The following is a 19113-nucleotide window of genomic DNA, read 5'->3' as shown; positions in this document are numbered from 1 at the left end:
GGATGCCGGAAAACGGCTACCGAAACCATTTCGAAGCGGAGAAGGATGTGATGGATTTTGTTCATCACTACAACCATCGTCGTTGCCACTCTGCCTCGAACCACTTGCCGCCTGCGCTGTTTGAGCAACAAGCGGTCTAATGCTCCTAAGGAGTGGTTTAAAAAAACTGAACCACTACACCGAAGGCTGCGATCTTGGCGGTATCAAATACACAAAACATTTAACGTCCTGCCCGCAAAGAAGTTAAAAAAAAGGGCTTGGGGACAAATCCCCAAGCCCTCAAAAGGTGAGAGGTGTCTAGTCCCTCGACCTGGTGAGCGGTGCTACAAATAACGCGTCGGCTCAGGCTTTGAGCGGAACCAGACGCGGGGCAATCATGTTTTCCGGGCGCAGGATGTCGGCGAGCATGGCTTCGTCGAGCAGACCTTCTTCGCGCACCAGTTCCAGCACGCCGCGGCCGCTTTCAAGGGCGATACGGGCGATGCGGGTGGCGTTTTTGTAGCCGATGTACGGGTTCAGCGCGGTGACCAGACCGATCGAGTGCTCGACCAGTTCGCGGCAGCGGGCTTCGTTGGCGGTGATGCCGACGATGCAGTGCTCGCGCAGCATGTCCATGGCGCGTTGCAGCAGGCGGATCGAGTCGAGGATCTTGAACGCGATCAGCGGCTCCATCACGTTCAGCTGCAGTTGGCCGCCTTCGGCTGCCATGGTCAGCGCCAGATCGTTACCGATGACCTGGAAGGCCACCTGGTTAACGGCTTCCGGGATTACCGGGTTGACCTTGCCGGGCATGATCGAGCTGCCTGGCTGACGCGCTGGCAGGTTGATCTCGTTGATGCCGGTGCGTGGGCCGCTGGACAGCAGGCGCAGGTCGTTGCAGATCTTCGACAGCTTGACCGCGGTGCGCTTGAGCATGCCGGAGAACAGCACGAAGGCACCCATGTCGGAAGTGGCTTCGATCAGGTCGGCAGCGGGCACCAGCGGCTGACCGCTGATCAGCGCCAGACGCTGAACGGCCAGCGCTTGATAACGCGGGTCGGCGTTGATGCCGGTGCCGATCGCGGTGCCGCCCAGGTTCACTTCGGTCAGCAGTTCCGGGGCCAGCGTCTTCAGACGGGCCAGGTCTTCGCCCATGGTGGTGGCGAATGCGCGGAACTCTTGACCCAAGGTCATTGGCACGGCGTCTTGCAGTTGGGTACGACCCATCTTCAGCACGTGGTTAAATTCTTCACCTTTGGCGGCGAAGGCCTGAATCAGGCTGTCGAGGCTGGCCAGCAGCGCGTCGTGACCCAGCAGCAGACCCAGACGGATCGCGGTCGGGTAGGCGTCGTTGGTCGACTGCGCCATGTTCACGTCGTCGTTCGGGTGCAGGTACTGGTACTCGCCTTTCTGGTGACCCATTGCTTCGAGCGCAATGTTGGCGATCACTTCGTTGGCGTTCATGTTGGTGGACGTACCGGCGCCACCTTGAATCATGTCGACCACGAACTCTTCGTGGAAATCACCGCGGATCAATCGGGCACAGGCTTCGCTGATGGCAGCGTGCTTGGCTTCGCTCAGATGACCCAACTCACGGTTGGCGTCAGCGGCGGCCTGTTTGACCATCGCCAGACCCACAACCAGTTTCGGGTAATGCGAAATCGGAACGCCGGAGAGACGGAAGTTGTTCACCGCTCGCAGGGTCTGGATGCCGTAATACGCTTGAGCCGGTACTTCGAGGGCGCCAAGCAGGTCGTTTTCTGTGCGGAAAGATGCAGCGGAGGACATGATAGAAATCATCTCGATATGGACCCGGTCTATGCCGGAACGCTGCGAATGCTAGGCTTACGGGATTTTTTGGGCCAATGCTGTTAAACACTGGCCTATGCACATTCGGCATAATGCCCGTGTGACGCCGCCTGCGCGGCAGACGTGTGACCTGTTTTGGTGCGTTCCCGGGAGGGCGTGATGAATCTGGAAAGCAAATGGCTCGAGGACTTCAGTGCCCTGGCCGCCACCCGCAGCTTCTCGCAGGCGGCCGAACGGCGTTTCGTGACCCAGCCGGCGTTCAGTCGGCGGATCCGCAGCCTCGAAGCGGCGCTGGGCCTGACGCTGGTCAACCGCTCGCGCACGCCGATCGAACTGACGGCGGCCGGGCAACTGTTTCTGGTGACCGCGCGCACCGTGGTCGAACAGCTCGGCGAAGTGCTGCGCCACCTGCATCACCTGGAAGGCGGGCAGGGTGAAGTGATGCAAGTCGCGGCTGCGCACTCGCTGGCGCTGGGTTTCTTCCCGCGCTGGATCGCGCAACTGCGCAATGAAGGGCTGAACATCGCCACACGGCTGGTCGCGACCAACGTCGGCGACGCGGTGCACGCGCTGCGCGAAGGCGGCTGCGACCTGATGCTGGCGTTCTACGACCCGGACGCAGCGATGCAGATGGATCCGGAAATCTTTCCGTCGTTGCACCTGGGCCAGACCGAGATGCTCCCGGTGTGTGCGGCGGATGCCGAGGGCAAGCCGCTGTTCGATCTGGAAGGTGACGTCAGCGTACCGTTGCTGGCGTACAGCGCCGGGGCGTTTCTCGGGCGCTCGGTAAATGGTCTTTTGCGTCAGCGTCAGCTGCGCTTTACCACCATCTATGAGACCGCCATGGCCGACAGCCTGAAAAGCATGGCCCTGGAAGGCCTCGGCATCGCCTGGGTACCGCAATTGAGCGTGCGCGCCGAGCTGGCCCGCGGCGAACTGGTGGTCTGCGGCGGCCCGCAATGGCATGTACCGCTGGAAATTCGCCTGTACCGCTGCGCACTGGTGCGCAAGGCCAACGTACGGTTGCTCTGGCGCAAACTTGAGGGCGGCGCTGCACAGGCTTCTTGAGTGGTGGGTCTGTGGGAAAAGATCGCAGCCTTCGGCAGCTCCTACAGGTTGAAATGCCTTGCCCTGTAGGAGCTGCCGAAGGCTGCGATCTTTTGATCTTTTCTGCTGACCTTCAAGTCAATAAAACCGGGCCTTTCGCTGATTTGACAGATGGTCGTTTCGGGGGCTGTTTATTAGCATCTTTGCGGTATACTGCGCGGCCTTCGGCCGGTACGNCTGCTGACCTTCAAGTCAATAAAACCGGGCCTTTCGCTGATTTGACAGATGGTCGTTTCGGGGGCTGTTTATTAGCATCTTTGCGGTATACTGCGCGGCCTTCGGCCGGTACGTCCGGCCATTTTTCGTACAATCAAGCCACGCAATCCTGCGTGGCTTGTTGTTTTTGACGCGCCTGCGGGCGCCCAGAGAGAAGAGGCGCGACGATGAGTGCACTGGTTGGCGTGATCATGGGCTCCAAGTCCGATTGGTCCACCCTTAGCCACACCGCCGATATGCTGGAAAAGCTCGGCATCCCGTACGAGGTCAAGGTGGTTTCCGCCCACCGCACCCCGGATCTGCTGTTCCAGTACGCCGAAGAGGCTGAGGGCCGTGGCATCGAGGTGATCATCGCCGGTGCCGGTGGCGCAGCCCACCTGCCAGGCATGTGTGCGGCCAAGACCCACCTGCCGGTGCTGGGCGTTCCGGTGCAGTCGTCGATGCTCTCGGGCGTCGATTCGCTGCTGTCGATCGTGCAGATGCCAGCGGGCATCCCGGTTGCCACCCTGGCCATCGGCAAGGCCGGCGCGATCAACGCCGCGCTGCTGTCGGCGAGCATCCTCGGCGCCAAGCATCCACAATTCCACGCGGTACTGAAAACCTTCCGTGCCGAGCAGACAGACAGCGTCCTGGACAATCCAGACCCACGTATTGCCTGAGGTTGTTGAGATGAAGATCGGTGTAATCGGTGGCGGCCAGTTGGGCCGCATGTTGGCGCTGGCGGGCACTCCGCTGGGCATGAACTTCGCTTTCCTCGACCCCGCGCCGGATGCTTGTGCCGCCGCGCTGGGCGAACACCTGCGGGCCGATTACGGCGATCAGGATCACCTGCGCCAACTGGCTGACGAAGTCGACCTGGTGACCTTCGAGTTCGAAAGCGTCCCGGCGGAGACCGTGGCGTTTCTCTCGCAATTCGTCCCGGTCTATCCGAGTGCCGAAGCCCTGCGCATCGCTCGCGACCGCTGGTTCGAGAAGAGCATGTTCAAGGACCTGGGCATTCCAACCCCGGCCTTCGCCGACATTCAATCGCAAGCCGACCTGGACGCCGCCGTGGCTTCGATCGGTCTGCCGGCCGTGCTGAAAACCCGCACCCTGGGGTATGACGGCAAGGGTCAGAAAGTCCTGCGCAAGCCAGAAGACGTGGTCGGTACCTTCGCCGAACTGGGCAGCGTGGCCTGCCTGCTGGAAGGCTTCGTGCCGTTCACCGGCGAAGTCTCGCTGATCGCCGTGCGTGCCCGTGATGGCGAAACCCGCTTCTACCCGCTGGTGCACAACACCCACGACAGCGGCATCCTCAAGCTGTCGGTGGCGAGCACTGATCACCCGCTACAGGCGTTGGCCGAAGATTACTCCAGCCGTGTGCTCAAGCAGCTGGATTACGTCGGCGTGATGGCGTTCGAGTTCTTTGAAGTCGACGGTGGCCTCAAGGCCAACGAGATCGCCCCGCGTGTGCACAACTCCGGGCACTGGACCACAGAAGGCGCCGAGTGCAGCCAGTTTGAAAACCACCTGCGTGCCGTGGCCGGTCTGCCGCTGGGTTCGACCGCCAAGGTCGGCGAGAGCGCGATGCTCAACTTCATCGGTGTGGTTCCTCCGGTCGAGAAGGTCATCGCCATCGAAGATTGCCATCTGCACCACTACGGCAAAGCCTTCAAGGCCGGGCGCAAGGTTGGTCACGCCAACCTGCGCTGCGCCGACATGGCCACGCTGCAGGCGCAGATCGTCAAGGTCGAAGCGCTGATCGCCGAGTAACGACAGTTTCATCTGGCAGCGGCGGAACCATTCAGGGCTCGCCGTTCTCTCATGGCAGGATGCCAAAGTCTGACTAGGCTTTGGCATATCTACTATTGAGTGTCAGAGGGAAATGCCATGGGAATTATCGGAACCATCTTTATCGGCTTGATCGTCGGCCTGCTGGCACGCTTCCTCAAACCGGGCGATGACAGCATGGGCTGGATCATGACCATCCTGCTCGGTATCGGCGGTTCGCTGGCGGCCACTTACGGCGGTCAGGCCCTGGGTATCTATCAGGCAGGTCAAGGCGCAGGCTTCATCGGTGCGCTGGTCGGCGCGATCGTGCTGCTGGTGATCTACGGCCTGATCAAAAAGAACTGATCCAAGCGACCAAGTCCTCTCTGCCAACGCGGCAGGGAGGGCTAGAATGCTCGGCGATTCGACGTCCTTCCTTATCCGAGCATCTTTTACCGAGCACCTCCATGCGCCGTCTTTTGTTGACTCTCCTTTTGCTGGGCAGCGGTCTGGCCCACGCCGGCGAACTGCCGGAAACCGACTGGCTGGAACTGATGCCCAAGTCGGACCAGAAAGCCCTCGAGGCCATGCCCGAAATCGACCACAATTCCCCGGAAGCCACCGGCACCTTCACCGAGAAGGGCGGCATGAAGCAGGCCAAGGGTTTGCCGGCGGTGATGTATTCGACCAAGACCGTGGCGTCGATGAACGACAAGCACATCCGCATCGGTGGCTACCCGGTGCCGCTGGAGTCCGATGCCAAGGGGCGCAGCACGCTGTTCTTCCTCGTGCCATACCCGGGCGCGTGCATCCACGTACCGCCACCGCCGCCGAATCAACTGGTGCTGGTGCGTTATCCCAAGGGCTTGAAGCTGGATGACATCTACACGCCGCTGTGGGTGACCGGCACGCTGAAGATCGAGAAGGTCAGCAATGACCTGGCCGACGCGGCGTATGCGCTGGATGCGGACAAGGTGCGGGTGGTGCAGGAGTCTGATCTGTAATAGTCACCCCAAAACAACTGTGGGAGCGAGCCTGCTCGCGAAAGCGGTGTATCAGACACTTGAAGAGTGGCTGACATAACGCATTCGCGAGCAGGCTCGCACCCACATTTTGTTTTGCGGTACTGGTTAAAGCGGTTTACTACCGACGCTGACACCCATCGTATGGCTCGCACCCGACGCCAGATTCACCACATCATTCATTACATTCGCCGTCTCGATGCACAGCATGCGCTGCCAGCCGTCGTTGTCCATGTCGGCCAACGCTGCCGCACGGTCTATCCACGGGTTCCAGATCACCGCGGTGCGTGAGCCAGTGGCGGTCAGCACGATGCGTCGTTCCCAGGCCGGGTCGACGATGCTCAACTGCGGCGGGGCGTCGAGGTAGATGCGGTCGGTTTCGCCAGCGAAATGCAGGTCACCTTGCTGGCTGTGGGTTTTCCACTCATCCAGCGTCTCGATGTAATCCAGACCGTCCACACCGTCGACGTGCGCGTTGCGCACATCGCTGACTGCGAAATAAGTGTGCAGCGCCTGGCTGATGCTGACGGCTTCGGCACCTCGGTTGTGGCTGGTCAGGCTGATGTGCAACTGATCATTCAGATGCAGGGTCAGGGTCAGATCGACCTGATGCGGCCAGCCCGGCAGGCCACCTTCGGGGTAGGCCAGCTTGAATTCGACCTTGACGCCGTCAACTTCTGATTCGATGCCGCCCAGTTCCCAATCCATCGCTCGCACCAGACCGTGTGCGGGTGCCGGTTGCTCACCGGTGTACATGGCCTGCACGCTCTGCGGGTTGCGTTCGAACTTGCCGAACCATGGCCAGCATACCGGCACACCGGCGCGGATGCTCTTGCCGGTCTTGAACACAGCCTTGTCATTGAGCCAGATGATCGGCGGCTGGCCGTCGATCTGATAACTGAGGATGTGCGCGCCTTGCTGGGCCACCAGCACTTCGGCCTGACCGTGGCGGATGCGCCAGCAGTTCAGTTCATCCAGTTTCACGGCTTCAACGTTGGGCGTGTTCATGGGACAGCTCTCGATCAGACACTTGGGACGACTATCGACCGCAAAACCGCGGCGAGGTTTAACGTGCGCGCGGCGGCACCGAGCGGGTGCGACCGCTGCCGTCGATGGCGACGAAGACGAACACCGCCTCGGTCACTTTACGCCACTCGCTGGACAGCGGATCGTCACTCCACACTTCGACCATCATCTGGATCGAGCTACGGCCGATTTCCAGGGTCTGGGTATAAAAGGACAATTGCGCGCCGACCGCGACCGGCACCAGAAAGGCCATGCGGTCGATGGCCACGGTTGCCACTCGGCCACCGGCAACGCGGCTGGCCATCGCGGTCCCCGCGAGGTCCATCTGCGCCACCAGCCAGCCGCCGAAAATATCGCCAAAACCGTTGGTTTCGCGCGGGAGTGCGGTGATTTGCAAGGCCAGGTCGCCTTGCGGGATCGGATCTTCTTGTTCGAGCTCTATCATGCCGGGGGTGCCTCTGACCCGTGACTCTTCGTTGGTAGTGCTGGTGGTAGCCGTCTTCAGGAAAAACGATTCAGCACCGAACATACTGCGTTCGTCACGTTTTCCATAGGCGCCTAAAGGGGAAACTCTGCGAAACCGGCTGATCCCGTTCAAAAACCGGGCCAACGACGTTTTCGCACAGCAACCCCCTACAAACCGGAGCAAGGTTGCGAGTATATCGGTCGGTAGACTCCGCGACGACCATCGGGTTCTGATTTTGACCGGCAAATACGCGCCTCTATGTGCTTTTTCGAACAATTTGCTATGGTGCCGAACCTGCCCAAGCCACAGCCAGCGTTGTTGTGGCGGTAGATCCGCCTATAAGAGAAGCCCTTGCCATGACCACAGCGCCTTCGAGCCTCGCGCAGCCCGAGCAACCTGCACGCCCCCTGACCCGCAATGATTACAAGACTCTGTCGCTATCGGCCCTGGGCGGTGCGCTGGAGTTTTACGATTTCATCATCTTCGTGTTCTTCGCCACCGTGGTCGGCAAGCTGTTCTTCCCGGCCGACATGCCCGAGTGGCTGCGCCTGATGCAGACCTTCGGCATTTTCGCCGCCGGTTACCTCGCGCGGCCGCTGGGCGGAATCGTCATGGCGCACTTCGGCGACCTGCTGGGGCGCAAGAAAATGTTCACCCTGAGCATTTTCATGATGGCCGTGCCGACCCTGATCATGGGCCTGCTGCCAACCTACGCACAGATCGGCCTGTGGGCGCCGATTCTGTTGCTGCTGATGCGAGTGATCCAGGGCGCAGCGATTGGCGGTGAGGTGCCGGGGGCGTGGGTCTTCGTTTCCGAACACGTACCGCAAAAGCACATCGGCTACGCCTGCGGCACCCTGACCAGTGGCCTGACTGCCGGCATTTTGCTCGGTTCGCTGGTCGCCACGGCAATCAACAGCATCTACACGCCAGTGGAGGTGTCCGACTACGCCTGGCGGATTCCATTCCTGCTCGGCGGCGTCTTCGGTCTGTTCTCGGTGTACCTGCGCCGCTGGCTGCACGAAACTCCGGTGTTCGCCGAGCTGCAACTGCGCAAGGCGCTGGCCGAGGAAGTGCCGTTGCGTGCGGTGCTGCGTGACCATCGTGGGGCGATTGCGATCTCGATGCTGCTGACCTGGCTGCTGTCGGCCGGTATCGTCGTGGTGATCCTGATGACCCCGACCGTGCTGCAGACGGTCTATCACTTCTCGCCAACGGTGGCGCTGCAATCGAACAGCCTGGCGATCGTGTTCCTCAGCGTCGGTTGCATCATCTCCGGTGCCATGGCCGACCGTTTCGGCGCAGGCCGGGTGTTTGTCTTCGGTAGCCTGGGCCTGCTGATCAGCTCCTGGACCTTCTATCACAGCCTCGCCGACCACCCGAACTGGCTGTTCCCGCTGTATGCCCTGACCGGTCTGCTGGTCGGCACCATCGGCGCGGTGCCCTACGTGATGGTCAAGGCGTTCCCGCCGGTGGTGCGCTTCAGCGGGCTGTCGTTCTCGTACAACGTGGCGTACGCGATCTTCGGTGGCCTGACGCCGATGGTGGTCAGCCTGTTGCTTAAAGAGAGTGCGATGGGCCCGGCCTACTATGTGGCGGTGCTGTGCACGATGGGGATTCTGGTGGGGGCGTGGCTCTGGAAGAAGGGGCGCTGATCCAAAGATTCAGCTATTTAGGGCTCTCGCCAGCGTGAGAGCCTTGTTTCACACTCGCTAGCCGGGAGTCGAGCTCCATGCTCAAGCATGTGGGCCAAGGCTTCTGCTGCATGCAGTCTTTCGATGACGTGATGTTCAACCATCAAATCCAGTAACCAAAGAGCTCCGTGTACTTGGAGTCCGTCTCGCTGTGCCTGGCGCCTCAGTTTGCCATCTCCGGTGAGTAAAGGGCGACGTGTTTGCTGTGCCAGCAGGTAACAAGACACATCGGCCAGCGAACTGTTGTTGTGTTCGATTCGTAAACCATATAACCGCATGACACTGGCGTCATCGAGTGATTCGACTATCAGACCTTGATCAAGCAATTCGTCATGTGGGAAGTCTTCAAGTTCATGCATTACGAAGTCAGTACAACACAATGTGAAGGGCAATCTAAACATCTGCTCCAGTAATCCGGCATTTCTGAAATCGATCCAGATATTCGTATCACTGATGTAGATAAGGCTCATGCACTCTCCGATGAGCCCAGGAAACTTGGGTCCAGGGCTTTTACTGGCTTGCGCAAGAGTTCGGCAGCCCGGGATTTGGTAATCAGCCCTTCTGCCAGTGCCCAAAATGCTAACGACTCAAACCTTTGCGGCGGTTTGCACGGCATCGGCTCAGGTTCCGACTTTCGCCAGCCTTTGGCACTGAATTGAATAGTGAGGGATTTATAACCACCTTCGCTGAGTAGCTTCAGATCCTTCAGTCGTCTCAGGGCGGCATGCATCGATATTCCGTATTGCCGCTTGGCAATCAGTAGTTCTTGTGGATGAACCCTGGTGCGAGGATGGCTGCCGAAATCGCCAGTAACGCTTTTGGCTGGATACAGAAACGCCCCTGCGAAACGATGGCAGCAATTTTCTTTATCCTTTTCAGACATCTCCTCTGGCAATGCCATCACCCAATGACCGAGCTCATGGGCGGCAGTAAACCTGATTCGTTCGCCTGGGCGATCAGCATTCAACGCAATTAGGACATGCTTCCCGTCGCCAGTTGTAGCACAGGCACCATCGAAATCGTCTGGGCCATTGAGCATTGCAATCTTGATGCTGTGCTCTTCCAGCTGTTCGGTGAGGTTGGCAATGGGGTCAGTGCCAATTCCCCAGAATTGGCGAAGCTCCTCAGCCGCTAGCTCGGCTTCATCAATAGAGGAGACTGCAATCATTTGTGCGGGAGTGACAGGGGTGTTGATGTCTGCGGGATCGAAACATTCCTCTAGGGCGATGTATCGCTCGAGGTGCTCTCGAATTTTTTCTTCTACTTGGGCCTGGCGATACTTGGGCATCTTGGCTAGCTTACGAAATTCCAGAGGTGCCAAAGGTATCGCTTCTGAGCGGAAAAAGTACTCAGGATTGACCTGCAGTGCTTTAGCTAGTTGCAGCAGGCGAGTGGAGTTCGGGGTGCTCAACCCCTTCTCATATTTGCTCAAAGCTTGTTTGGTTATGTCGCCGAGCTGGATGGCCAGAGCATCAAGGGTTAGCCCTCGCTGCAGGCGTGCGCGACGAATTCGGTCGTTTATCATGGTGCCCTCTCGTGGTTGACAAGACTATCTTTTGGTATTGATTTGTCAACCTTGGAAGAGTTTCATTTTTTTGTGCCGCGCCCATGCTGGCCTTTCATCCAATTGTCATATTTCAGCCATAGAGTGTTCACACGGCCTGCTGATACTTGGCCCCGACTTAACACACCCTATCTGCTAGGAGTAAGGCATGAAACTGAAGCGTTTGATGGCGGCAATGACTTTTGTCGCTGCTGGCGTTGCGACTGCCAACGCGTTCGCCGCTGTTGACCCTGCTATCCCGAGCTACACCAAGACCACTGGTGTGTCGGGCAACCTGTCCAGCGTCGGTTCCGATACCCTGGCCAACCTCATGACCCTGTGGGCTGAGAACTACAAGAAAGAATATCCGAACGTAAACATCCAGATTCAGGCTGCTGGCTCCGCCACCGCGCCACCTGCGCTGACCGAAGGCACCTCCAACCTGGGCCCGATGAGCCGCAAGATGAAGGACACCGAACTGGCGGCCTTCGAACAGAAATACGGCTACAAGCCAACCGCTATTCCGGTGGCCGTGGACGCCCTGGCGGTGTTCGTGCACAAGGACAACCCGATCCAGCACCTGACCATGGAACAGGTTGACGCGATCTTCTCGTCCACCCGTCTGTGCGGCGCCAAAGCCGATGTGAAAACCTGGGGCGACCTGGGTGTGACCGGCGACCTGGCCAACAAGCCAGTGCAACTGTTCGGTCGTAACTCGGTATCCGGCACCTACGGTTACTTCAAGGAAGAAGCCCTGTGCAAAGGCGACTACAAGCCTAACGTCAACGAACAACCAGGTTCGGCGTCGGTTGTGCAGTCGATCAGCTCCTCGCTGAACGGCATCGGCTACTCGGGCATCGGCTACAAGACTGCCAGCGTGAAGACTGTTGCTCTGTCGAAGAAAGGCAGCACTGACTTCATCGAAGACACCGAAGAAAACGCCCTGAACGGCAAGTACCCTCTGTCGCGCTTCCTCTACGTTTACGTGAACAAGGCCCCGAACAAGCCTCTGGCCCCGCTGGAAGCCGAGTTCGTGAAACTGGTTCTGTCCAAACAGGGCCAGGAAGTGGTGGTGAAAGACGGCTACATCCCGCTGCCAGCCAAGGTTGCTGCAAAAGCACTGGCTGACCTGGGTCTGCAGGAAGGCGGCGCTGAAGTCGCAAAAAAGTAACAAACTGAGTCAGGGGTAAACCCCGCCTGACTCATGTGGGAGCGAGCCTGCTCGCGAAGCGGCCTTCAGAACCGGCACTTTCGCGAGCAAGTTCGCCCCACACTCCCCGAATTCTTTTATCCACTGCCAGTGCCCTGCTGGCGGCGGATTTGCTGCGTCACTGCATTGTCATCTTTCTGTCATACAGGATCGCTAGGGTGTGCGCATGAATGATCTGGCCAATTCCAAAATGACTACGAACCCTCCCAAGCGCATTGACTTCAATACGCCTGAGTTGCAACGCAAGCGCCGCATTCGCGCGCTCAAGGATCGCTTCACCCGCTGGTACGTCCTCGTTGGCGGGCTGGCGGTGCTGGCAGCCATCACGCTGATCTTCTTCTTCCTCGCCTACGTCGTTGCCCCGTTGTTCCAGGGTGCCAGCCTGACCGCGAAAGATGCCATTACCCCAGCCTGGATGCAGGACGCCGGCAAGCCGCTGATGATTTCGCTCGAAGAGCAGAATCAGGTGGCGATGCGCGTTTCCGACAAGGGCCAGGCACTGTTCTTCGACATCGACAGTGGCGCTGAATTGAAGCGCGTCGATCTGCCGGTTCCTGCTGGCGCGACCGTCACTTCCATTGGCGAAGATCAGCCTGGTCATCCGCTGGTAGCGGTGGGCCTGTCCAATGGCCAGGCGCTGGTGTTCCGTCACACCTATAAAGTCAGCTACCCCGATGGCAAGAAAACCATCACACCGGCCATCGAATACCCGTACGGCGAAGCGCCGATCGCTGTGAACGAGAGCGGCGGGGCGCTGGAACATGTGAGCCTCAACGCTACCGATTCGACGCTGATGCTGGTCGGTTCGACTGGTGCGCAACTCAATGTGCTGGCGCTGACCAGCGAAGAAAACATGATGACCGGCGAAGTCACCAACGAGCAGAAGCGTATCGAACTGCCGCAGATGACCGAGCCGGTGAAAAACATCTTCGTCGACCCGCGCCAGCAATGGCTGTACGTGGTCAACGGGCGCGCCCAGGCCGACGTGTTCAGCCTGCGCGACAAGAGCCTCAACGGTCGCTACAAACTGCTGGAAAACGCTGACGCCGAAGTCACTGCGAGCACGCAACTGGTGGGTGGCATCTCGCTGATCATCGGTGACTCCAAGGGTGGCCTGGCCCAGTGGTTCATGGCCCGTGACACCGATGGCGAACTGCGCCTGAAGCAGATCCGTACCTTCCAGATGGGCACCACGCCAATCGTCGAAATCACCGCCGAAGAGCGTCGCAAGGGCTTCGTGGCCCTCGATGCCAGCGGCAAGCTCGGTGTGTTCCACAGCACCGCGCACCGCACGTTGCTGGTCGAGCCAGTGGCCGAAGGTCAGGGCCTGTTCGGCCTGTCGCCGCGCGCCAACCGGGTGATCGTCGAGGCCGGCGGCAAGCTGCAACCGCTGCTGCTCGACAACCCGCACCCGGAAGTGTCGTGGAGCGCGTTGTGGAGCAAGGTCTGGTACGAGAACTACGACGAGCCTAAATACGTCTGGCAATCGACGGCGGCCAACACCGATTTCGAACCGAAACTGAGCCTCTCGCCACTGACCTTCGGTACCCTGAAAGCCGCGTTCTACGCGATGCTGCTGGCGGCACCGCTGGCGGTTGCTGCTGCGATCTACACTGCGTATTTCATGGCCCCGGGCATGCGCCGCAAGGTCAAGCCGGTGATCGAGCTGATGGAAGCGATGCCGACGGTGATCCTTGGGTTCTTCGCCGGTCTGTTCCTCGCCCCGTATGTGGAAGGGCATCTGCCGGGCATCTTCAGCCTGCTGATGCTTTTGCCGATCGGCATTCTGGTGGCCGGTTTCACCTTCAGTCGCCTGCCTGAATCAATCCGCCTGAAAGTCCCGGATGGCTGGGAGAGTGCACTGCTGATTCCGGTGATTCTGTTTGTCGGTTGGTTGTCGCTGTACATGAGCCCGTACATGGAGAACTGGTTCTTCGGCGGTGACATGCGCATGTGGATCTCCCACGACCTGGGCATCACCTACGACCAGCGCAACGCTCTGGTGGTCGGTCTGGCGATGGGTTTTGCGGTGATCCCGAACATCTACTCGATTGCCGAAGACGCCGTGTTCAGCGTGCCGCGTGGCCTGACCCTCGGTTCCCTGGCGCTCGGTGCCACGCCGTGGCAGACCATGACCCGCGTGGTGATCCTCACCGCCAGCCCGGGCATTTTCTCGGCGCTGATGATCGGCATGGGCCGTGCGGTCGGCGAAACCATGATCGTGCTGATGGCCACGGGTAACACCCCGGTCATGGAAATGAACCTGTTCGAAGGCCTGCGCACCCTGGCCGCCAACGTCGCGGTGGAAATGCCTGAGTCGGAAGTCGGCGGCAGCCACTACCGCGTGCTGTTCCTCTCGGCGCTGGTGCTGCTGTTGTTCACCTTCGTCATGAACACCCTGGCAGAACTGATTCGTCAGCGTCTGCGCAAGAAATACTCGTCGCTTTAAGAAAGGTAGAAGTCTGTGAAACAGAACTCCCTGAATGGATGGTTCAAGAGCGGCGCCCCGGGCGTCTGGATCAGCGGTGGCGCGGTGTCCATCGCGGTCATCATGACCATTGGCCTGCTGGCGGTGATTGCCGTGCGCGGTCTGGGTCACTTCTGGCCGGCGGACCTGATCCACGCCAGCTACGACGTACCGGGCCAGGCCAATCACCTGGTCATCGGCGAAGTGGTACAGAAAGAAGAAGTACCGCGCGCACGCCTGAAAAGCGCCGGCCTGCCGGTGCCTGATCAGGGCCCGGAATTCATGACCCGCGAGCTGATCAAGGTCGGCAACCGTGACCTCAACGGCAACGACTTCACCTGGGTGGTCGGCGAGTGGCTGACCAAGCAGACCACGCCGCCGGAACTGATGGCAATCGAGCGTCGCGAGTGGGGCAACTTCTACGGCTACCTGGTCAACGTCAAACAGGACGGCAAGGTCATCGCCGAAGGTGAAGCGGCGTGGCCTGAGCTGCAAGCGCGGATCAACCGGGTGAACGGCCTGGCTGCACAGCTCAAATCGCTGGAAAAGACTGACATCGGTGCGATCAACGCAGGGCTGGAACGCATCCGTCTGCACGGGCGCAAACTGGAACTGGACGGCAAGCTCGACGCCACCGCGCAAGCGGACATGGACGCCGAGCGTGCCGAGCTGAACGCGCGTTATCAGGATGTCGAAGCACGCCTGAGCGATCTGCATGCGCAGTTCAACCGCGACGCGTTGACCGCCCGCGATGCCAACGGCAAAGAGATCGAAATCAGCCTGGGCAAAGTGGTTCACGCTTACCAGCCGAACGCCATGGGCACGATGACCAAGATCGGTTTCTACTTCGGCAAGGTCTGGGAGTTCCTCTCGGATGACCCGCGTGAAGCGAACACTGAAGGCGGGATCTTCCCGGCGATTTTCGGCACCGTGATGATGACTCTGATCATGGCAATGATCGTCACCCCGTTCGGCGTGCTGGCGGCGGTGTACCTGCGTGAATACGCCAAGCAGAACACCCTGACCCGAGTGATCCGCATCGCGGTGAACAACCTCGCCGGTGTGCCGGCGATCGTCTACGGCGTGTTCGGTCTGGGCTTCTTCGTCTACGTGCTGGGTGGATCGGTCGACCGTCTGTTCTTCCCTGAAGCGCTGCCGGCGCCGACGTTCGGCACACCGGGTTTGCTCTGGGCTTCGTTGACTCTGGCGCTGCTGGCGGTGCCGGTGGTGATCGTGGCGACCGAGGAAGGTCTGGCGCGTATCCCGCGTACCGTCCGTGAAGGCTCGCTGGCACTGGGCGCGACCAAGGCCGAGACGCTGTGGAAGATCGTCCTGCCAATGGCCAGCCCGGCCATGATGACCGGCATGATCCTCGCCGTGGCTCGCGCCGCCGGTGAAGTGGCGCCGCTGATGCTGGTGGGTGTAGTGAAACTGGCACCGTCGCTGCCAGTGGACGGCAATTACCCGTACCTGCACCTGGACCAGAAGATCATGCACCTGGGCTTCCACATCTATGACGTCGGCTTCCAGAGCCCGAACGTCGAAGCGGCACGGCCGTTGGTGTACGCCACGGCGTTGCTGCTGGTGCTGGTGATCGCCACGTTGAACCTGTCGGCAGTGTGGATTCGTAACCACCTGCGCGAAAAATACAAAGCACTGGACAGCTGATTTTGCAGCACTGATTTCTATGTGGGAGCGAGCCTGCTCGCGAAGGCATCACCGCGGTTTCATAGACAAACCGCAGCGCCTGAATCGCCAGCAGGCTGGCTCCCACAAAAACCGAACCGAATTTGTTAGCACAGGGAGCCTCCCATGCAGCACGAAACACATACCCACGGCATCAACATGTCGGCCCTGGGTCGCGACAAGCAGAGCCTGAGCCTCGAGCAGGAAACGGTGGCCATTGAAGTCCCGGGCCTGAGCCTGTTCTACGGTGAGAAGCAGGCGCTGTTCGACGTCAGCATGAACATCCCGAAACAGCGCGTGACCGCGTTCATCGGCCCGTCCGGCTGCGGCAAGTCCACGCTGCTGCGCACCTTCAACCGCATGAACGACCTGGTGGACGGCTGCCGTGTCGAAGGTGCGATCAACCTGTACGGCAACAACATCTACCGCAAGGGTGAAGACGTCGCCGAATTGCGTCGCCGCGTGGGCATGGTGTTCCAGAAGCCCAACCCGTTCCCCAAGACCATCTACGAAAACGTGGTCTACGGTTTGCGCATTCAAGGCATCAACAAGAAGCGCATCCTCGACGAAGCCGTCGAGTGGGCGCTGAAAGGCGCGGCGCTGTGGGATGAGGTCAAAGACCGTCTGCATGACTCGGCACTCGGCCTGTCCGGTGGTCAGCAGCAGCGTCTGGTGATTGCCCGCACCATCGCGGTTGAGCCGGAAGTGTTGCTGCTCGACGAGCCGTGCTCGGCCCTCGACCCGATCTCGACCCTGAAAGTCGAAGAGCTGATCTACGAGCTGAAGTCCAAGTTCACCATCGTCATCGTGACCCACAACATGCAGCAGGCCGCGCGGGTTTCCGACTACACGGCGTTCATGTACATGGGCAAACTGGTGGAATTCGGCGACACCGACACCCTGTTCACCAATCCGGCGAAGAAGCAGACCGAAGACTACATCACCGGTCGTTACGGCTAGCAGATGGCGGTTGCTCACAGAAATTGACGCTGCGGCCCGCCGCACCTTACCGGACGCTCCAAGGACGCCACCATGATTAGTAAAGAAGGCCTTACCCACCACATCTCCGCGCAGTTCAACGCTGAACTGGAAGAAGTGCGCAGCCACCTGCTGGCCATGGGCGGGCTGGTCGAGAAGCAGGTCAACGACGCGGTCACCGCACTGATCGAGGCCGACTCCGGCCTGGCTCAGCAGGTGCGCGAGATCGACGACCAGATCAATCAGATGGAACGCAACATCGACGAAGAATGCCTGCGCATTCTCGCCCGTCGGCAGCCGGCGGCGTCCGACCTGCGTCTGATCATCAGCATTTCCAAGTCGGTGATCGATCTGGAGCGCATCGGCGACGAAGCGACCAAGATTGCCCGCCGCGCCATCCAGCTGTGCGAAGAAGGCGAAGCGCCGCGCGGCTATGTCGAAGTGCGTCATATCGGCGACCAGGTGCGCAACATGGTGCGCGATGCGCTGGACGCGTTTGCCCGCTTCGACGCCGATCTGGCCCTGTCGGTGGCGCAATACGACAAGGTCATCGACCGCGAATACAAGACCGCGCTGCGTGAGCTGGCCACCTACATGATGGAAGACCCGCGCTCTATTTCGCGGGTTTTGAGCATCATCTGGGTGCTGCGTTCGCTGGAGCGTATCGGCGACCACGCGCGCAACATCTCGGAGTTGGTGATCTACCTGGTACGCGGCACCGATGTGCGGCACCTGGGCCTCAAACGCATGAAAGAAGAAGTTCAAGGCACAAGCGGCGAAACCGCTAATGTTCCGGGCGATGCTGACGATAAGTAAGATTGCCTGAGAAAAGCGCCCGGCCCTTTGGCCGGGCGTTTTTGTTTATGGCGCTTGAGCAGAGAATCGAATTAAAAAGCAGCACCCGCGAACGAAAAGTCCCGGCGTGACTGAAGATTGTTGGCAATGTGCCATCAGCAAAGCGGTATGCTTGCCGGGATTTTTATAGGGGTGTTGGATGAGCAAGATCAGTGTGTTGGTCGTGGACGACGCTTCGTTCATTCGCGACCTGGTGAAAAAGTGCCTGCGTAATTACTTCCCGGGGATCCGCACCGAGGATGCCATCAACGGCAAAAAGGCTCAGGCCATGTTGGCCAAGGAAGCATTCGACCTGGTGCTGTGCGACTGGGAAATGCCGGAAATGTCCGGTCTTGAACTGCTGACCTGGTGCCGCGAGCAGGACAATCTCAAGACCATGCCATTCATCATGGTCACCAGCCGTGGTGATAAAGAGAACGTGGTGCAGGCGATTCAGGCCGGCGTTTCCGGCTACGTCAGCAAGCCGTTCACCAACGAGCAACTGCTGACCAAGGTCAAGCAGGCGCTGAACAAGGTCGGCAAGCTCGACACCCTGATGAACAGCGCGCCGACCAAGATGAATTCGGCATTCGGCAACGATTCCCTGAGCGCGTTGACCGGTGGCAAGCCTGCAGTGGTCGGTGCTGCGCCGGCCGCTGCGGCGGCCAATCCGTTCGCCAAGCCTGCCGCTGCGGCGGCACCTGCTGCGGCGCCGTCCCGCGGCTTGCTCAACAGCCCGCCAGTCCAGGCTCCGGCCGCCTCCAAAGCCCCGGCCGGAGGTCGTGGCCAGGGCCAGTTGCGCCTGCCGGGCGGCACCCAGCAATGCGTGATCAAGGCCCTGAGCATCAAGGAAGCGCTGTTGGTGGTGAAACGCACCGAGACCCTGCCGCAGATTCTCGACAGCGCCGTGCTCGATCTGGAGCAGGGCGACAACGCCGAAATCGCCCGCCTCAACGGCTACCTGCACGCCATCGTTGCCCACGAACAGAAAGCCGACAGCGACTGGCTGCAACTGACATTCCGTTTCGTCGACCAGGATGCGCAGAAGCTCGACTACATCTCGCGCCTGATCGCCCGCGGTACGGCGCAGAAGCACTTCGTCCCGGGCGCGTAAGCGGCGTCTGTGAAAAGATCGCAACCTGCGGTGTAGTGGTTCAGTTTTTTTAAACCACTCCTTAGGAGCATTAGACCGCTTGTTGCTCAAACAGCGCAGGCGGCAAGTGGTTCGAGGCAGAGTGGCAACGACGATGGTTGTAGTGATGAACAAAATCCATCACATCCTTCTCCGCTTCGAAATGGTTTCGGTAGCCGTTTTCCGGCATCCAAT

17 protein-coding genes are annotated in these 19113 nt (G+C 59.9%); 12 read left to right on the top strand and 5 right to left on the bottom strand.

Features of this window, described 5'->3' with window-relative positions; translation table 11 throughout:
• Positions 1-342: 342 nt before the first annotated feature.
• Positions 343-1767, bottom strand: a complete 1425-nt coding sequence (gene aspA / locus HXW87_RS03270; protein WP_003229645.1) for an aspartate ammonia-lyase — start codon at positions 1765-1767, stop codon at positions 343-345.
• Between the two features lie 180 nt (positions 1768-1947).
• Between aspA and HXW87_RS03265 the strand changes: the two genes are divergently transcribed.
• From HXW87_RS03265 to HXW87_RS03245, 5 genes are all read left to right on the top strand, one after another.
• A complete protein-coding gene (locus HXW87_RS03265) occupies positions 1948-2856 on the top strand; it encodes a LysR substrate-binding domain-containing protein (protein ID WP_041071648.1) in 909 nt (302 codons plus the stop codon).
• A 422-nt stretch (positions 2857-3278) separates the two neighbouring features.
• On the top strand, positions 3279-3770 hold the full coding sequence (purE, locus tag HXW87_RS03260; RefSeq protein WP_003229641.1) for a 5-(carboxyamino)imidazole ribonucleotide mutase: 492 nt from the start codon (positions 3279-3281) through the stop codon (positions 3768-3770).
• Positions 3771-3780: 10 nt separating this feature from the next.
• The gene (locus HXW87_RS03255; protein ID WP_047297318.1) at positions 3781-4863 is read left to right on the top strand and encodes a 5-(carboxyamino)imidazole ribonucleotide synthase; all 1083 of its coding nucleotides are present in this window, start codon (positions 3781-3783) and stop codon (positions 4861-4863) included.
• Between the two features lie 117 nt (positions 4864-4980).
• Positions 4981-5226, top strand: a complete 246-nt coding sequence (locus tag HXW87_RS03250) for a GlsB/YeaQ/YmgE family stress response membrane protein (protein ID WP_003229635.1) — start codon at positions 4981-4983, stop codon at positions 5224-5226.
• Positions 5227-5327: 101 nt separating this feature from the next.
• On the top strand, positions 5328-5864 hold the full coding sequence (locus HXW87_RS03245) for a DUF3299 domain-containing protein (RefSeq protein ID WP_007962278.1): 537 nt from the start codon (positions 5328-5330) through the stop codon (positions 5862-5864).
• 126 nt (positions 5865-5990) lie between these two features.
• Here the strand turns inward: HXW87_RS03245 and HXW87_RS03240 are convergent, their stop codons facing one another.
• On the bottom strand, positions 5991-6890 hold the full coding sequence (locus tag HXW87_RS03240; protein WP_239778422.1) for a D-hexose-6-phosphate mutarotase: 900 nt from the start codon (positions 6888-6890) through the stop codon (positions 5991-5993).
• Positions 6891-6948: 58 nt separating this feature from the next.
• Positions 6949-7353, bottom strand: coding sequence for an acyl-CoA thioesterase (locus HXW87_RS03235; protein ID WP_003229628.1), 405 nt, complete (start codon positions 7351-7353; stop codon positions 6949-6951).
• A 377-nt stretch (positions 7354-7730) separates the two neighbouring features.
• Here HXW87_RS03235 and HXW87_RS03230 point away from each other — a divergent pair, with 377 nt between their 5' ends.
• Complete coding sequence (locus tag HXW87_RS03230) at positions 7731-9029, top strand: MFS transporter (protein WP_095667989.1); 1299 nt, start codon at positions 7731-7733, stop codon at positions 9027-9029.
• Between the two features lie 17 nt (positions 9030-9046).
• Here HXW87_RS03230 and HXW87_RS03225 read toward each other — a convergent pair whose 3' ends face one another.
• On the bottom strand, positions 9047-9538 hold the full coding sequence (locus HXW87_RS03225) for a DUF3368 domain-containing protein (protein ID WP_108184236.1): 492 nt from the start codon (positions 9536-9538) through the stop codon (positions 9047-9049).
• Positions 9535-10593: an XRE family transcriptional regulator gene (locus HXW87_RS03220; RefSeq protein ID WP_239778421.1), complete on the bottom strand. Its 1059-nt coding sequence runs from the start codon at positions 10591-10593 to the stop codon at positions 9535-9537. The genes HXW87_RS03225 and HXW87_RS03220 overlap by 4 nt, the downstream gene beginning before the upstream one ends.
• Before the next feature lie 187 nt (positions 10594-10780).
• On the opposite strand from HXW87_RS03220, the gene HXW87_RS03215 reads away from it, so the two are divergent.
• The 6 genes from HXW87_RS03215 to HXW87_RS03190 all read left to right on the top strand — a co-directional run bounded on the left by HXW87_RS03215 (position 10781) and on the right by HXW87_RS03190 (position 18900).
• Entirely contained in the window at positions 10781-11782 is a 1002-nt protein-coding gene (locus tag HXW87_RS03215; RefSeq protein WP_034152107.1) for a phosphate ABC transporter substrate-binding protein PstS, read from the top strand.
• Between the two features lie 454 nt (positions 11783-12236).
• A complete protein-coding gene (locus HXW87_RS03210; protein ID WP_182403087.1) occupies positions 12237-14270 on the top strand; it encodes an ABC transporter permease subunit in 2034 nt (677 codons plus the stop codon).
• Between the two features lie 15 nt (positions 14271-14285).
• On the top strand, positions 14286-15956 hold the full coding sequence (pstA, locus tag HXW87_RS03205; protein ID WP_041071636.1) for a phosphate ABC transporter permease PstA: 1671 nt from the start codon (positions 14286-14288) through the stop codon (positions 15954-15956).
• A gap of 144 nt (positions 15957-16100) precedes the next feature.
• Complete coding sequence (gene pstB, locus HXW87_RS03200; RefSeq protein ID WP_007962289.1) at positions 16101-16934, top strand: phosphate ABC transporter ATP-binding protein PstB; 834 nt, start codon at positions 16101-16103, stop codon at positions 16932-16934.
• Positions 16935-17006: 72 nt separating this feature from the next.
• Positions 17007-17768: a phosphate signaling complex protein PhoU gene (gene phoU / locus HXW87_RS03195; RefSeq protein WP_007962290.1), complete on the top strand. Its 762-nt coding sequence runs from the start codon at positions 17007-17009 to the stop codon at positions 17766-17768.
• 178 nt (positions 17769-17946) lie between these two features.
• Positions 17947-18900: a response regulator gene (locus HXW87_RS03190; RefSeq protein ID WP_239778420.1), complete on the top strand. Its 954-nt coding sequence runs from the start codon at positions 17947-17949 to the stop codon at positions 18898-18900.
• The last annotated feature ends 213 nt before the right edge of the window (positions 18901-19113 follow it).

Source organism: Pseudomonas sp. Y5-11 (genome assembly GCF_022368695.1).
Taxonomy (GTDB): domain Bacteria; phylum Pseudomonadota; class Gammaproteobacteria; order Pseudomonadales; family Pseudomonadaceae; genus Aquipseudomonas; species Aquipseudomonas parakoreensis.
This window is presented reverse-complemented; position numbering and strand designations above follow the sequence as displayed.

Bases quoted from the DNA above. Each gene is read 5' to 3' on its own strand.
- aspA (WP_003229645.1), bottom strand. From the start codon at position 1,767: ATGTCCTCCGCTGCATCTTTCCGCACAGAAAACGACCTGCTTGGCGCC.
- HXW87_RS03265 (WP_041071648.1), top strand. From the start codon at position 1,948: ATGAATCTGGAAAGCAAATGGCTCGAGGACTTCAGTGCCCTGGCCGCC.
- purE (WP_003229641.1), top strand. From the start codon at position 3,279: ATGAGTGCACTGGTTGGCGTGATCATGGGCTCCAAGTCCGATTGGTCC.
- HXW87_RS03255 (WP_047297318.1), top strand. From the start codon at position 3,781: ATGAAGATCGGTGTAATCGGTGGCGGCCAGTTGGGCCGCATGTTGGCG.
- HXW87_RS03250 (WP_003229635.1), top strand. From the start codon at position 4,981: ATGGGAATTATCGGAACCATCTTTATCGGCTTGATCGTCGGCCTGCTG.
- HXW87_RS03245 (WP_007962278.1), top strand. From the start codon at position 5,328: ATGCGCCGTCTTTTGTTGACTCTCCTTTTGCTGGGCAGCGGTCTGGCC.
- HXW87_RS03240 (WP_239778422.1), bottom strand. From the start codon at position 6,890: ATGAACACGCCCAACGTTGAAGCCGTGAAACTGGATGAACTGAACTGC.
- HXW87_RS03235 (WP_003229628.1), bottom strand. From the start codon at position 7,353: ATGATAGAGCTCGAACAAGAAGATCCGATCCCGCAAGGCGACCTGGCC.
- HXW87_RS03230 (WP_095667989.1), top strand. From the start codon at position 7,731: ATGACCACAGCGCCTTCGAGCCTCGCGCAGCCCGAGCAACCTGCACGC.
- HXW87_RS03225 (WP_108184236.1), bottom strand. From the start codon at position 9,538: ATGAGCCTTATCTACATCAGTGATACGAATATCTGGATCGATTTCAGA.
- HXW87_RS03220 (WP_239778421.1), bottom strand. From the start codon at position 10,593: ATGATAAACGACCGAATTCGTCGCGCACGCCTGCAGCGAGGGCTAACC.
- HXW87_RS03215 (WP_034152107.1), top strand. From the start codon at position 10,781: ATGAAACTGAAGCGTTTGATGGCGGCAATGACTTTTGTCGCTGCTGGC.
- HXW87_RS03210 (WP_182403087.1), top strand. From the start codon at position 12,237: ATGCAGGACGCCGGCAAGCCGCTGATGATTTCGCTCGAAGAGCAGAAT.
- pstB (WP_007962289.1), top strand. From the start codon at position 16,101: ATGCAGCACGAAACACATACCCACGGCATCAACATGTCGGCCCTGGGT.
- phoU (WP_007962290.1), top strand. From the start codon at position 17,007: ATGATTAGTAAAGAAGGCCTTACCCACCACATCTCCGCGCAGTTCAAC.
- HXW87_RS03190 (WP_239778420.1), top strand. From the start codon at position 17,947: ATGAGCAAGATCAGTGTGTTGGTCGTGGACGACGCTTCGTTCATTCGC.